Raw genomic sequence first — 15,241 nt, 5'->3', positions numbered from 1 at the left:
ATATTTGGTCAAACCAGAACGATAATAATCACTTAATACTTTAAGTTTAAAATCTAAACTATACCTACAACGAGGAAGTACTTTACTTGCCATATGAATTTTTATAATGTTAAAACGGTGTAAAGTAAATCTGTATTAAGTCACTTTTATAAACACTGATTATCAATGAATTACAAAACAATTCATCATAAAGTGATAAGAAGTTTAGCTTTAAAATAAACCATAAACGACAAGTTGACCATACTGCAAAAATAACACAAGAATTGTATACAAAAGAAAAACACACGCAGAATAGTTTTCAAAAATAAAATAGAGCATTACTTTTGCAACATCTAATTTTCTATATTTTCTTATTCTGTATTTTAGTAGAAAACAATAAAATACAGAAACTTAATTTAATACACAAAACGATCATGAAAAAAACGTTTCGAGGTATGAGACAGAGTAGAGTAGTCCTTCTGGCTCTAACGATTTCATTAAGTCATGCACCAATCACAATGCATGCTCTATGTGAAAAAACAAACTTTCCCCAAGTAGTATCCCACCCTCAGCCAGCCATCATGGGTGCACGAATGATCAATCCTACTACCGTAGAGGTCTTGTATTCTGACACAACACTGCTGAGTTTTGATTTTTATGGAGCCAACATTTTCCGTATGTTTCAGGATAATTCCGGAGGTATCATCCGCGATCCTCAGGCAAGCCCGGAAGCACAGATCTTAGTTAACACTCCCCGAAAGCAAGCAGGACAAATAACATTGAACGATAAAAACGGGATCATTGACATTGCTACCAATCGCGTCCGGATATCCATAGACAAGCAGACGGGATTATTCAAAATAATAAACCTTATAGAAAACAAAGTAATTACAGAAACCACAACACCGATAGAGTTTTCCGGAAAGCATACCAAACTTTCATTGAAAGAGAATCCTGAAGAATATTTTTATGGCGGCGGGGTACAAAACGGACGATTTTCACATAAAGGAAAGGTTATTGCCATCGAAAATACGAATAACTGGACAGATGGTGGAGTGGCTTCACCAACCCCCTACTACTGGTCGACAAACGGATACGGAGTAATGTGGCATACATTCAAAAAAGGTAAATACGATTTTGGTGCCACACAAAAGGGCATCGTACAACTATCTCATGATACGGACTATCTGGATTTATTTTTCATGATAAATAGTACTCCGGTAGCTTTATTGAACGATTTTTACCAGTTGACCGGCAACCCGGTTCTGTTACCCAAATTCGGATTTTATGAAGGTCATCTGAATGCCTACAATCGCGACTATTGGAAAGAAGACGAAAAGGGGATTCTTTTTGAGGATGGCAAAAAATATAAAGAAAGCCAAAAAGACAATGGAGGTATTAAAGAATCATTGAATGGTGAGAAAAACAATTATCAATTCTCGGCCCGTGCTGTCATCGACCGTTATAATGCATATGATATGCCACTGGGATGGGTTCTCCCCAATGATGGCTATGGTGCAGGATACGGACAAACCGGAACATTGGATGGAAACATCCGGAATTTAAAAGAGTTCGGTGATTATGCACGCAAACATGGAGTGGAAATTGGCTTGTGGACACAATCTGATTTACACCCCAAAGCAGGTATCGAGGCCCTCCTGCAACGTGATATTGTAAAAGAGGTGCGCGATGCCGGTGTACGTGTACTGAAAACCGATGTCGCATGGGTAGGTGCAGGTTACTCATTCGGACTAAATGGTGTAGCAGATGTAGGTACCATCATGCCTTATTATGGCAACAATGCCCGCCCCTTCATTATTTCACTGGACGGCTGGGCAGGTACCCAGCGCTATGCCGGTATATGGTCAGGTGACCAGACCGGCGGTGAATGGGAGTATATCCGTTTTCACATCCCGACTTATATAGGTTCCGGTCTTTCGGGACAACCTAACATTTGTTCGGATATGGATGGTATATTCGGAGGGAAAAATGTACCGGTCAATATACGCGATTTCCAATGGAAAACTTTCACTCCAATGCAATTGAACATGGATGGATGGGGAGCTAATCCCAAATATCCACATATCTTGGGCGAACCGGCAGCTTCTATCAACCGCTGGTATCTGAAAATGAAATCCGAATTTATGCCTTATGCCTATAGTATCGCCAAAGAAGCGGTAGATGGCAAACCAATGATTCGGGCTATGTTTCTTGAATATCCCAACAAATATACTTTGGGAACAGCTACCCGTTATCAATTTATGTATGGCCCATCCGTACTGGTAGCCCCCGTTTATCAAAATACAAAAGCAGATGAAGAAGGTAACGATGTACGAAATGGTATTTATCTTCCGGAAGGAAACTGGATCGATTATTTTACAGGAGAACAATATGCAGGAGATTGCATTATTAACAATTTCGACACTCCGCTTTGGAAGCTTCCGGTTTTCATCAAACAAGGAGCAATTCTGCCAATGACACCCCCCCACAACAATGTGAACCAAACAGATAAACACTTACGAATATACGATTTGTATCCTTACGGAAACAGTTCGTTCACCGAATACGACGATGACGGTACTACCGAAGCTTATCGCAACGGAGCAGCAACTGCAACACTGATAACTTCAAATGTAGACAAGGACAAAGTTAAAGTTACCATTGCCCCCACTACTGGTAGTTTTCCGGAAATGGAAAAAGAGAAAGTAACCGTATTGAGAATAAACGTAACCGCGAAACCTCAAAAAATAACAGCCAGACAAGGAAACAAAAAGGTGAAGTTAGTCGAGGTTACCTCCTCAAATAGTTTCGATAAAGGAGAGAATGTATATTACTACGAAACTGAACCAAATATGAACTCGTTTGCAACTCCCGGAACAAGTTTTGCCAATAAAACCATCATCAAAAATCCGGTTTTGCACATCAAACTGGCTTCTACCGATATTACACTAAATCCCATAGAAGTAGAAGTTAAGGGATTTGTATACCAGCCAGCGAATCGCTATCTGCAATCCACAGGTACACTCACAGCCCCCAAAATACAAATAACAGAACCGCATACAGGACCTTATTCACTTACTCCTTCATGGGATAGAGTAGAAAATGCCGATTATTACGAGATAGCATATAACGGCATGAACTACACTACCATCCGGGATACGGAACTGTTGTTTGAGGATCTGACTCCCGAAACAACGTACGAATTCAAGCTACGTGCTGTAAACAAGGACGGAAAATCAGACTGGAGTACAGTTACAGCTACCACAAAATCCAACCCACTGGAATTTGCCATTACAGGTATCCAGGCCGAAACGACTTGTGAGAACCAAAGAAGACAAGGAATTGACAGAATGTTCAATTTTGATGAATCTGACCTCTGGCATACCAAATGGCAAAGTAGTGCCGTTCCATTCGAACTCATCATGGATTTAAGAAGCATCAACGTATTAGATAAATTCGAATACCTGCCTCGCCAGAATGGAGGTAACGGAACCCTACAGAAAGGTATTGTATATTACAGCAGGGATAAAGTCGACTGGCAGAAGGCCGGAGCATTTGAGTGGCAAGGTAATGATGTAAAAGCATTTATCTTCAAAGACCAGCCTGTAGCCCGATATATAAAAATTGCAGTCAGCGAAGCCGTGGGTAATTTCGGTTCCGGACGCGAATTGTATGTATTCAAAGTTCCCGGTTCCGAAAGCTACATCCCAGGTGATATAAACCTGGATGGAAAACTGGATGAAAATGATCTGACATCCTATATGAACTATACCGGCCTGCGTAAAGGAGATGCCGACTTCGACTATGTCAGTAAAGGAGACCTGAACAACAACGGATTAATCGATGCATACGATATCTCCGCAGTAGCCATTGAGTTGGAAGACGGAGTAAGCAGACAGGCTACTCCTCCGGTTGCAGGCAATCTGAGTATCCGGACTACCAAACAAACCTATCGTGCAGATGAAATTATGGAGGTCATCGTGAAAGGAATCAATTTACAATCTGTAAATGCTCTTAGTTTTGCATTGCCTTACGATACAAAAGATTGGGAATTTGTTGCAGTAGAAACTCCCAATATGAAAGAAATGAAAAACCTTACTTACGACCGGTTACACACCAACGGGACAAAAGCACTTTATCCCACTTTTGTCAACTTGGGAGAGAAGCCTTACCTGGAAGGAAATGAAGAGTTAATCATTTTAAAGTTCAGAGCCAAACGACCTGTAAAGTTCAATCTGAAAGCTGAGGATGGAATATTAGTAGACAAGAATATGAATGTTATAAAGGTTGATTTTTAAAATAGAAACTATCCCCTTTTAAAAAACGGTTGCATTTGAATAAAGTGCAACCGTTTTTTGAGGTCTAAATATCAATAGTACTTTGGTCCGAATGCCAGCGGCACTAAAACAGGTAATAATATTGTTCTCCCAAAAACTCGCGGATACGCTTAAGAGCCTTGGTTATCTGAGCTTCTACTGTCTTCACGGATATATTCATTTCATCGGCTATTTCCTGATTAGTCAACTTCTCTTCACGGCTCTTCACAAAGATCTCATGACATCTGCCAGGTAAAGATAAAACAGCCTCTTCTATCAATTTACTTAATTCCTCCATCTCCAATGAATTGTTCATATCCGCCTGGGGAATCTCGCTTCCACTTATATCATCTATCGCCAGCGTACTCTTACGATCTCGCAGGGCGTTCAAACAACGATTTCGGGCAGCCTGAAACAAATATCCTTTAAAAGTCAGCTTAATTTCAATCTTCTCCCTATTTTCCCAGAGATACATAAAAATATCAATTGCTACCTCTTCTGCATCCTGTTTATTATCCAGATAGATATACATGAAACGGCACAATGCTTCAAAATAAGTGTCAAACAGCAGTTTAAACGCCTGTCTGTCACCAGATTTCAGTAATCGTAACAGAAATATATCGTTCATAATAAAGGAGAGTTGGATTTGGTTTACAAACATACAAAAAAATAATTTTAAAAAAAAAGTATTTGTGAGTAAGGGTATGTTCGGATTCTTGTGTCATTATATTGTAAACAGCTAAAAACGGTATATGAAAAGGAACATCCCATGGGATTTAATTATCTCTAAATTAAAAGGCGAATTAACTGCCAGTGACGAACAACTCTTTGAAAAATGGTTGTCTGTTGCAGAACATAAAGGACTTTTTGAAGAACTTCAGGAAGTCTGGAAGCAGGTACGCGCCAAAGCTGTTGGTTATACGGTCGATACAGATTCATGCTGGAATGAATTAATGCGCCGTATGAATGAAAAAGAACAAACAGAGTCCTTGAACAAACCCAAAGATGAAGGTAATAAAACTACTGATAACAAGCATAAAGCTATAATTTTCATGCGTAAGTATGTAGCCGCAGCTTGTATTCTGGCCGTTTTATTTGCATCTGCCTCTTTTTATTTCGGCATAAAAGTAGGACGCCCGGAAGTAGCTCAACAAACTTATACCAATTGGGGAGGGAAATCAAAAATCGTATTGCCTGACGGAACAACTGCCTGGGCCCATTCCAAAACATCATTAAGCTATAATACCAACTTTAAGGTAAAAGAAAGAGTGGTAAATGTAACCGGGGAAGCCTATTTTGATGTAACTCACGATAAAAACAATCCCTTTATCGTACAAATGGACGGTGTTAGAGTTGTGGTGCATGGAACTAAATTTAATGTGGAGGCTTTTCCCGAGTCAGATAACATCTATGTCAGTTTACAAAAAGGGTCTGTTTCTTTAGAAACGGCAAAAGAGCAACGAATGTTACGTCCCGGTGAAATAGCAACTTATAATAAGCGCAATCAAGGAATACAAATTGAAAAAGGGAATGTAAATCTAGCGGTTTCCTGGGCTAATGATCAGATCATATTCCGGAATAAAAATTTAGAAGAGATTTCCCTATTTCTTTCAAAATGGTATAATGTGAAAATCAACCTTTCGCCTAAAATAAAAGATCAGTTCAGATACACATTTACGTTACGTCATGAACCTTTGGAAGAGATCTTGCGAATAATGTCACGTATACATCCGATAGAGTATTCGTTTGACGAAGAAAATGTAGTAACTATCGACAAGAAAAAATAATTCATTAATAAATTAACCGATTGCCGAAAAGGCCTAACTCGAGTAAAGCCTTAAACGACAAGCCATTAATTAACCTTTTTAATCTTTTAAAAAACGATGACTGACATTTATAAGAAAAAATGTAGGCTTTGTTCATTAGGTATATGGAACATAGCTTTGGTATTGTTTGTACTCTTATTCACATCTTGTAAGGATGATGACACAGATCCGGGACGTGAAGGTTGGATAAGAGTCTTACCTCTCGAATTAAATATCCCGGCCAGTGGAGGAAATCAGGATGTTTATCTTGTAGTTACGGACGATGTAGTTTTAACTGACATACAATATTCTGTTGTAGGTGAAGGTAAAGATTGGTGCTATCCGGAAATAAAAGATAATCTACTGAAAGTTACCATTGAACCTAACTACTATGAAGAACCACGCGCTACAGTTATCGCCCTTACTTACGGAGATCTAAGAAGAGAAATCCCTGTTAGTCAGGCAGCTTCTACCGGTTCAGAAGACATTAAAATCAAGGTAAGTGCAGCAGAGGCTACCACCGAAGAAGTCGTTGAAGAGCCACGTGGCATTATAAATACATTCGACGGTGACTATAGCAGTTACTTCAATTCTAAATTCGGTGCATATACCAATTGGCCATTCCTCATCACCTATACATTGGAAGATTGTACGGTATTGAATTACATTATTTATCATCCCCGTACCGATAACGGTACTAAATACGGAGCATTCAACGACTTTGAAATTTGGGTATCTACAGAAGAAAATCCTGAATTTGTGAAAGTAAAAGAATGCACAATGGAGACAAATTACACGACTGCTACCATACTAAATCTGGATGAGCCAGTAAAGAATGTGAAACAAGTACGATTTGTCATCAATGCCGCTCATAATAACCGCATCAGTTGTGCTGAAATGGAATTCTTCCGCGTAAGTGCAAACAAATATGATTATACCAAGGTATTTACTGATAATACTTGTTCGGAATTGCGTGAAGGTATTACCGAGACTGATATCAGAAAAATGCCGGGCGAAACATATAAAAAACTGGCAACTGCTTTGTTGAATGGTTCATATAACCCGGAATACAGAGTCGCCGAATATCGCCCGTATCAGAATCCATCTGTAATGGCAGCTGTAAATAAAACATCTACTTATAGTTTGCGTGATAATCCTACTGGTATCTATGTAGAACAAGGTGAAGAACTAACAGTACTTGTTGGTGATACAAAAGGTCAGAATATCTCTATGGTGGTACAAGATTTGACATTAGGTTATAATAGTAGCAAATCTTATGCATTAAAAGAAGGACAAAATACAGTAAAAGTATTATCCGGCGGTTTGATTTATATCCAGAATCTGACAGACGAAAAAATCCCATTGGTATTGGAAACAGAAGCAGACAAACAGGCTGCTGCTGCCAAAACAGTGAAGATTCACTTTCCATTCGCTAAAGTAAACGGTTATTTTAATGCACAGACCGGAACACAAGCCGAATTTGAAGAAGTATTGCGCAATGCCAAATATCAGGATATCGATGTCTTGGGCAAATATGTACACATTACCTGGACAGTGAACGATTACAAAGAAGCCAATACACCGATCCTGGAAGTAATGGAGCTGATGGATGAAGTCGTTCGTCTGGAATGGGATTTCATGGGACTGTTCAAATACAATAAACTATTTGGTAACCGCATGTACCTGCATGTGGAATACAACAGCAAGAATCCATATTCAGCAGCCAACCATACAGCCTACCTGCCAAGCTACAAAGGAGTATTCTGTACCACTACAGAATTGAAAAGCCGTGTTTGGGTATTAGGTCATGAGATTGGCCATAGTAACCAGACTCGTCCGGGATTGAAATGGACAGGTACTACTGAAGTCACCAATAATATCTATGCCAATTACGTCAGAGGTGCATTCGGAAAAGGCTCCAGATTAATGGATCAAGATAAGCCGGGTATGACCGTTTACGAAGAAGCCATTCAACGTATTATTGAAGCTGAACAGCCCCACTGCCTGGACAATGCATCTGATGAATATTACGTAAAACTGGTACCTTTCTGGCAATTGAAGCTTTACATCATGGATGTATTGGGACAAGAAGACTTCTATCGCGATTTGTATGAACATTATCGCACAACTCCGGATCTGGATACTTCAGTTGATACACAAGGTATCTTGCAATTAGACTTTGTTCGTCAGGTATGCAACAGAGCCAAAGTAGACTTCCTGGATTTCTTTGAAAAATGGGGGTTCCTCCGTCCCGTGGATAAAACGTTCAATGATTACGGTAACAAGAACTTCACAGTAACCCAGAAACAAATCGACGACCTGAAAGCGGAAATCCGGGCAAAGGGTTACAATAAAGCACCGGAAAATTTATACCTGATTACTGATGAGAACTTTGAATCGTATAAAAAATAAAATCTGAATCAAATTTTTTATAATAATGAAAACATTGAGATATATAACTAATAAATTGGCATTGGTGCTGACAGGAGTCTTACTCCTGTCAGGCATGGCAGCCTGCGATGACAAAGATGACAACACAGGTATAAAAGTGAACCGCATGATGGTAACGGATGTACCGGATGAAGTAATTTCTTTGATAGAAGGCGACACTTGGAATACGAAAGTCACTACATTGCCCGAAGGCGCGATAGATGCTGATGAATATACATACCGATACACTACCGGAAACGACAAGGTATTCACCGTTGATGAAAATGGCGTGATTACTGCTACCGGAATAGGTGAATCCGTGCTAACCGTATGGTCTGTTAACAATACAGATATGTGGACTACTTGCCTTGTAAAAGTGGAAAAACGTATTTATCCGGTTACCTCCATCACCATTCCCGAGAAGTATCAAAAGTACTATATGGGCGTGGAATCTACTTTCAATCTAGGTGGTATAGTGACTGTAAACCCAGACAATGCAACTACTCCTGATGTAGTTTATTCATCTTCCGACGCCATGATTGCAGAAGTAAATGAGTATGGTGAAGTGTATACCAAAGCTTTAGGAGATGTTACAATCACTGTAAAAGCCGTAGATGGAAGTAATGTAAGTGCAACTTGTGAGATTTATGTACGTGATATTGATCACTCAAACTTACTGGATCGCGCCAACTGGACTGTGACTACCTCTCATGATTATTTTGCTGACGGAGTAATAAATGGCGCTCCCGAATGTTTGATCGATGACGACGAAAAGAGTTGTCTGGCATTGGTTAAACCAGGAAAGCTTACAATAGGTAAAGATGAATCGGTTTTCTTTGTAATCGACATGCAGACTCCGCAAAACTTCGACTTCTTTGTATTACGTCACCGTACTTATCAAAATACAACCGCTAACCTCCGTGTTACAAAAGTATCTGTTTATGGAAGTAATGACGGAGAAAACTATACGGAAGTTATAAAAGAAGCTCCGATAGCCACTGCAGCTACAATTAGTAGTGTAACTGTCGATCTACCGGAAAATGTAAGTTACCGTTACTTCAAATTAACTTACGATGGATGGAGTAATAGCGGTAATACAATCCAAATCTCAGATTTCAATATTGGTAATAAGAAATTTATGGACTATACTCCCGAAGACCATTCACCTGAAAAATAACCTCGGAAGGAAAATCCCCCTCCAGTGAACTTCAAGGGTGGTGTCAACCCATTGCCCACCCTTGAATATTCAATCAATGATTAAGGGAATGAGTAGGCTTAAATCTTTTAGGCCAAGGCTCTTATTGCACTTCATAGTTAACTTATAATTTCAAAAAATATGAATTTAAAGCACTTTGCATTTTTATTATTACTGTTCGTTTGTATTAATTTAGGAGCACAAACGAAGGAGAAGCAGATTAGTATCAGTTTCTCAAACATACCACTATCCGAAGCTATGGCTCGTATAGAGAAAGCAAGCGGATATACCTTCTTTTATGATGCAAAACAGACTAATCTTCAACAGAAAGTTAGTTTACATGCTGATAAGGAACCCATTTCTATTGCCTTGAAAAAAATGTTTTCCAAGACTGATTTAAATTTCGAAGTAACAAGTACACAGATTGCTTTGTTTCCTAAGAAAGAGATCAAAAAACCGGGGCAAGCAGTCACCATTCAAGGTAAAGTGGTGGACGAAACAGGTGAACCTATCATTGGTGCCAATGTGGTAGTAGACGGAACGACTAATGGGGTAATTACCGACTTAGACGGTAATTATACCCTATCGGCTCCATACAACGCAGATTTGAAAGTCTCTTATATTGGATATACTACACAAGTAGTAAAAGCCGGTCGTACATCGGTGGTGAAACTGAAAGAAGACTCAAAAGTATTGGATGAGGTAGTTGTAGTAGGTTATGGAACAATGAAGAAACAAGACCTGACAGGTGCCGTAAATTCATTGAAAGGTGCCGATTTAGAAAAGGAACAACACCAGACAATTCAAGATATGCTTCGTACCGGAGTGTCCGGTTTATCTGTAGGAGTAGAAACTGATACTAAAGGTAATAGTGCCATGATGATCCGTGGAAAAGGAACTATCGGTGCTTCTACAAATCCTTTGCTGGTTTTAGACGGAGTAATCTACAGTGGAGAAATGACTGATATTAATCCGAACGATATTGAACGTATCGATGTATTAAAGGATGCCAGTTCAGCTGCTGTATATGGTGCACAAGCGGCCAATGGCGTTGTATTGATTACTACTAAAAAAGGTGGTGGCAAAAAACCAACTATCAATTTTAACGCAACATGGGGAGCTTCTTTCCTTACGTCTGTACCAGAAGTATATACAGGACAGGATTTTGTAAATTTCCGTCAAGACGGGATAAAGAGTATCTACTCTCAATCAGGTAAACCTTCAAATTACTATGATAACCCTTCCAATCTGACAAATACCGAATTAGCCCAATGGATGGACGGAGCATCAGGAAATCCAACAGAAGTATGGCTGAACCGCTTGGAGATGACCGGCACAGAAATTGAGAATTACATGGCTGGAAAGACAGTAGACTGGAGAGACCAGATTTATCAGAAAGCTGCTTTACGACAAGACTATACTGTTAGTATTTCCGGTAAGAAAGAAGATATGTCTTACTATTCTTCTTTAAATTATCTGAAAAACGAAAGTAATACACGTGGATCCGGATATAGTGCAATTCGTGCTCGTGTAAATCTGGAAAATAAAGTACAGTCATTCCTTACTTACGGTATAAATACACAATTTACCGCACGTGATGAAGGATATATCGGAACTACCTCCGGTTACTATAATGCATTGTCGCCCTACGGAAGCCTGTATGAAGACGACGGAACAACTTTGAAATATTATCCAAATGATAATAATAATGGTATCAACCCTCTGCTGGAACAGGCATATAAAAGCAAAATTAATAATATATATAATCTTAACTCTTCAATATATCTGAAAGTTAATCTGCCTTTGGGTTTCTCATTGCAAACTACTTATTCACCACGATTTGAATGGACAAATAAGTTGGAACATACCTCTGCCGATTATCCAAGTTCTACAGATAATGGAAAATCATCCCGTCAGAATATCACAGATTTCTACTGGCAATGGGATAATATGTTGAAATGGAATAAGGAATTTGGTAAACACTCATTTGACTTTACGGGATTAGTAAACTGGGAAAAATTCCAACGTTGGAATAATACAATGGAAAATTCACATTATCAACCCAGCGATAATCTGGGATTCCATGGTATTGGTTATGGCACAGACCCTGTAACAAAAGCGGATGATATCTATCGTACAGGCGCAGCTCTAATGGGACGTTTGCATTATGCATATGCCCAACGTTATATGGTCACAGCTACAATTCGTCGCGACGGTTATTCAGCTTTTGGTATGAGTAATCCTTATGCAGTATTCCCCTCTGTCGCTTTAGGTTGGGTATTCTCTGAAGAGAAATTCCTTAATAAACCGAGTTGGTTTGAGTATGGAAAACTTCGTTTCTCATGGGGTAAGAATGGTAATCGCAGCGTTGGAACTTATGATGCACTAATGAACCTGGATCCTCGTAAATATTTCTATATTGACCCCGTTACCGGTTCAGTGGTCGACATTAATACGTTCTATTGCTATCGCATGGCAAACAGTGACCTGAAATGGGAAACAACCGTATCCTGGAATGGTGGATTAGACTTCTCTTTCTTAGGCGGCCGTCTCTCAGGAAGCGTGGATGTGTATAAGAAAAAAACAACCGATTTGCTGAACGATCGTCAATTGCCAAGTCTGATTGGTTACAGTAGTGTGAAAGCCAATATCGGAGAAATACAAAATACGGGTATAGAATTATCCTTGAGTTCTACTAATATCCGTACAGCCAATTTAACGTGGCGTACTACTTTCAACTTAGCTTACAACAAAAATAAAATCAATCATCTGTATGGTATCATGGAAGATATCAAAGATGAAAATGGCAACGTAATCGGACAGAAAGAGGCAGATGATATCCAGAACAAGTATTTCATCGGACATGCATTGGATGAAATCTGGGGATATAAGTTTATAGGAGTATGGCAACAAGACGAAGCTGAAGAAGCAGCTAAATATAAACAAATCCCCGGAGACCCCAAAATACTGGATGTTGACGGAAACTATAAATATGATAATGATGATAAAGTGTTCCAGGGAAATGAAACACCGAAAGTACGTTGGAACATGCGCAATGAATTCACTATCTTCAAAAACTGGAATGTATCATTCAGTATGTACTCTTATCTGGGACATAAAAAGTCTCTTGACTATTTTACCAACAACAATGCACTTTTGACTGTGACAAACTCTATTAAACGTCAATATTGGACACCTGACAATCCTATTAATGACTATCCGCGTCTGAGAGCAACTTCTCCGGGTGGAATCTCCTACTCGATCTATAAAAATAGTTCATTCCTTCGTCTGGATAACATTACGGTAGGTTATACCTTCCCAAAAGAGATGTTGAAACGTGCTAAAATCGAGGCTCTGAATTTGAATCTGACAATGAAAAACGTAGGATACATCACTGGTTTCCCAGTATATGACCCGGAATATCAATCGAAAGTACCTACAGGTACTCCTAACCAAACGATAACCGGTAACCCCAATATACCGAGAACTATTTACTTTGGTATCAACTTAACCTTATAAAAACTTGTACATTTATGAAACTAATAAATAAGAATACAATCATTTCGGGTATGTTTGGATTTACCCTGTTGGTCAGCAGTTGTTCGGACTGGTTGGATCCAAAACCTTTATCATTCTTTACACCGGAAAATTCATTTAATTCATATGAAGGAATAAAAACCGGTGCTGACATGTTGAATCGTGACGTTCGTTACTTCGATTTTTATCCTACTTCAGGTTCAGCAGACCCATGTATCTTATCTGAATATTTCTTCTCGGATATGGGAGTCAATGCGCGTACCGATGCTTCAAATGCACCAATGGATCTGATAACTCAAATTACCCCAAGCGCTACTCTAACAGGAAATGGCAGCCAGATTAATAACTATTGGACTTACCTGTATAAAGGAATTAAAGATGCCAATACGTTGATAACACGTGCCGAAGATGTGGAATTTGAATCGGAAGCACAAAAAAAGGAAATTTTGGGTACGTTGTATTTCCATAGAGCTTTCCGTTATTACCGCTTGGTACATCAGTACGGCGATATTCCGTTTATAACCGAAGAAATCACAGTGCCTCGATACGACTTCTACACTACCAAACGTGAAGCGATCTTGCGTCAACTAAAAAACGATCTGGACGGAACAGTGGAATACATGTCTAACAATGTTTATATCGGACAAGTGAGCCAAGCAGCTGCTTATCATTTACTGACCAAAATAAACCTGGCTTTAGGTGAATTTGATGATGCAGTAAAAAGCGCTTCTGCAGTAATAAATGACGGGGTGCATTCTTTGATGAAAGAAAGATTTGGAGTAGATAAGAATGATGCTACTAAAGATGTGGTATGGGATTTACATCAATCGGCCAACAAACGCCTGCCGGAAAACAAAGAGGTACTCTATATCGTATTGGATGATTATGATATGAAAGAAGCACGTTCTGCTGCCGGTTTGGAAATCAAACGCCAGTTACTTCCGTGGTATTCAGCAGCAGGTATGATTATGACACCTGACGGTGAACAGGGATTTGTGGATAATGACGAAAAGAAGAATCCTTATTTGCTGCAATATGGACGTGGTGTATGTACCTTGCGTTCTACCTGGTATCATCAAAGTATGATTTGGACACTGGACGACACAGACTACCGCCATAAAGAAGGTAATTGGATAAAAATGACCGATTTGAAGTATAACAATCCGGCTTTGGTTGGCAAGAAATGGTATGATCAGCCTTTGCGCATGTACGACGATAACGGTAAATCATTAGTATCCGATACAATTCGTTGCTGGGCAGGATGGCCTCACTACAAAAGTAATATAGCAGACCAAAAAGAATCATGGTGGCGTGGCGGATGGGCCGACTGGTATGTATTCCGTTTGGCAGAAACTTATTTATTGCGTGCAGAAGCTTATACCTGGTTAAATAAAAAGGATCTGGCAGTTGCCGACCTGAATGAGGTCCGCCAAAGAGCCGGTGCAAGAGCTTTAGACCAAAGTGAAGTAAGTATCCGTCAGATCCTGGACGAACGTGCCCGTGAGCTCTTTTATGAAGAGCCACGTAAATGCGAGCTTACACGTATCGCCTATATCTATGCACAGACAGGTATTCAGGCAGATAATGGTAAAACTTACTCAGTGAAGAACTTTACGACAGACAATTTCTTCTATGATCACATTATGTCCGTTACGGATTTCTATAACAAAGGGGTAACAGCTAAAAATGGTCGTACATATACTATAGCACCCTATCATGTACGCTGGCCTATCGCTTTGACAGCTACCTCCACCAATGTAGAAGGACACATCAATCAAACCCCTGGATATGCCGGTTCAGAAAACAATATAGAACCGCTGGATATCTCGTTTGATGAATAAACTATAAAAATCTATCTCTCTATGAATATTTAACCAGAATATCCTCGCGTCTCTTTTGTCGGCCGGCATCAGGTCGTAGAGGATATTCTCTTTACACAAGTTTGTTAACGACATTCTAAATTCTCTTATAAATTTAAC

The 15,241-nt window shown here is 39.4% G+C and carries 7 protein-coding genes; 6 read left to right on the top strand and 1 reads right to left on the bottom strand.

Features of this window, described 5'->3' with window-relative positions; translation table 11 throughout:
- Positions 1-413 precede the first annotated feature (413 nt).
- Entirely contained in the window at positions 414-4,277 is a 3,864-nt protein-coding gene (locus HCG69_RS05600) for a TIM-barrel domain-containing protein (RefSeq protein ID WP_221649222.1), read from the top strand.
- A gap of 103 nt (positions 4,278-4,380) precedes the next feature.
- On the opposite strand, the gene HCG69_RS05595 is transcribed toward HCG69_RS05600, so the two are convergent.
- Entirely contained in the window at positions 4,381-4,923 is a 543-nt protein-coding gene (locus HCG69_RS05595; RefSeq protein ID WP_221649221.1) for an RNA polymerase sigma-70 factor, read from the bottom strand.
- A gap of 124 nt (positions 4,924-5,047) precedes the next feature.
- Between HCG69_RS05595 and HCG69_RS05590 the strand changes: the two genes are divergently transcribed.
- From HCG69_RS05590 to HCG69_RS05570, 5 genes are all read left to right on the top strand, one after another.
- On the top strand, positions 5,048-6,082 hold the full coding sequence (locus tag HCG69_RS05590) for a FecR family protein (RefSeq protein ID WP_221649220.1): 1,035 nt from the start codon (positions 5,048-5,050) through the stop codon (positions 6,080-6,082).
- Between the two features lie 96 nt (positions 6,083-6,178).
- Complete coding sequence (locus tag HCG69_RS05585; RefSeq protein WP_221649219.1) at positions 6,179-8,512, top strand: M60 family metallopeptidase; 2,334 nt, start codon at positions 6,179-6,181, stop codon at positions 8,510-8,512.
- Between the two features lie 25 nt (positions 8,513-8,537).
- Positions 8,538-9,707 carry a discoidin domain-containing protein gene (locus HCG69_RS05580; RefSeq protein ID WP_221649218.1) on the top strand — a complete coding sequence of 390 codons (1,170 nt, stop codon included), beginning with the start codon at positions 8,538-8,540 and terminating at the stop codon, positions 9,705-9,707.
- 159 nt (positions 9,708-9,866) lie between these two features.
- A complete protein-coding gene (locus tag HCG69_RS05575; RefSeq protein ID WP_221649217.1) occupies positions 9,867-13,244 on the top strand; it encodes a TonB-dependent receptor in 3,378 nt (1,125 codons plus the stop codon).
- 14 nt (positions 13,245-13,258) lie between these two features.
- Positions 13,259-15,103, top strand: a complete 1,845-nt coding sequence (locus HCG69_RS05570; RefSeq protein ID WP_221649216.1) for a RagB/SusD family nutrient uptake outer membrane protein — start codon at positions 13,259-13,261, stop codon at positions 15,101-15,103.
- The last annotated feature ends 138 nt before the right edge of the window (positions 15,104-15,241 follow it).

Source organism: Bacteroides sp. K03, from assembly GCF_019734355.1.
Taxonomy (GTDB): domain Bacteria; phylum Bacteroidota; class Bacteroidia; order Bacteroidales; family Bacteroidaceae; genus Bacteroides; species Bacteroides nordii.
The sequence above is the reverse complement of the archived record's forward strand: the minus strand, read 5'-3'. Positions and strand labels throughout refer to the sequence as shown.

Coding starts and splice junctions, on each gene's coding strand:
- HCG69_RS05600 (WP_221649222.1), top strand. CDS start 414: ATGAAAAAAACGTTTCGAGGTATGAGACAGAGTAGAGTAGTCCTTCTG.
- HCG69_RS05595 (WP_221649221.1), bottom strand. CDS start 4,923: ATGAACGATATATTTCTGTTACGATTACTGAAATCTGGTGACAGACAG.
- HCG69_RS05590 (WP_221649220.1), top strand. CDS start 5,048: ATGAAAAGGAACATCCCATGGGATTTAATTATCTCTAAATTAAAAGGC.
- HCG69_RS05585 (WP_221649219.1), top strand. CDS start 6,179: ATGACTGACATTTATAAGAAAAAATGTAGGCTTTGTTCATTAGGTATA.
- HCG69_RS05580 (WP_221649218.1), top strand. CDS start 8,538: ATGAAAACATTGAGATATATAACTAATAAATTGGCATTGGTGCTGACA.
- HCG69_RS05575 (WP_221649217.1), top strand. CDS start 9,867: ATGAATTTAAAGCACTTTGCATTTTTATTATTACTGTTCGTTTGTATT.
- HCG69_RS05570 (WP_221649216.1), top strand. CDS start 13,259: ATGAAACTAATAAATAAGAATACAATCATTTCGGGTATGTTTGGATTT.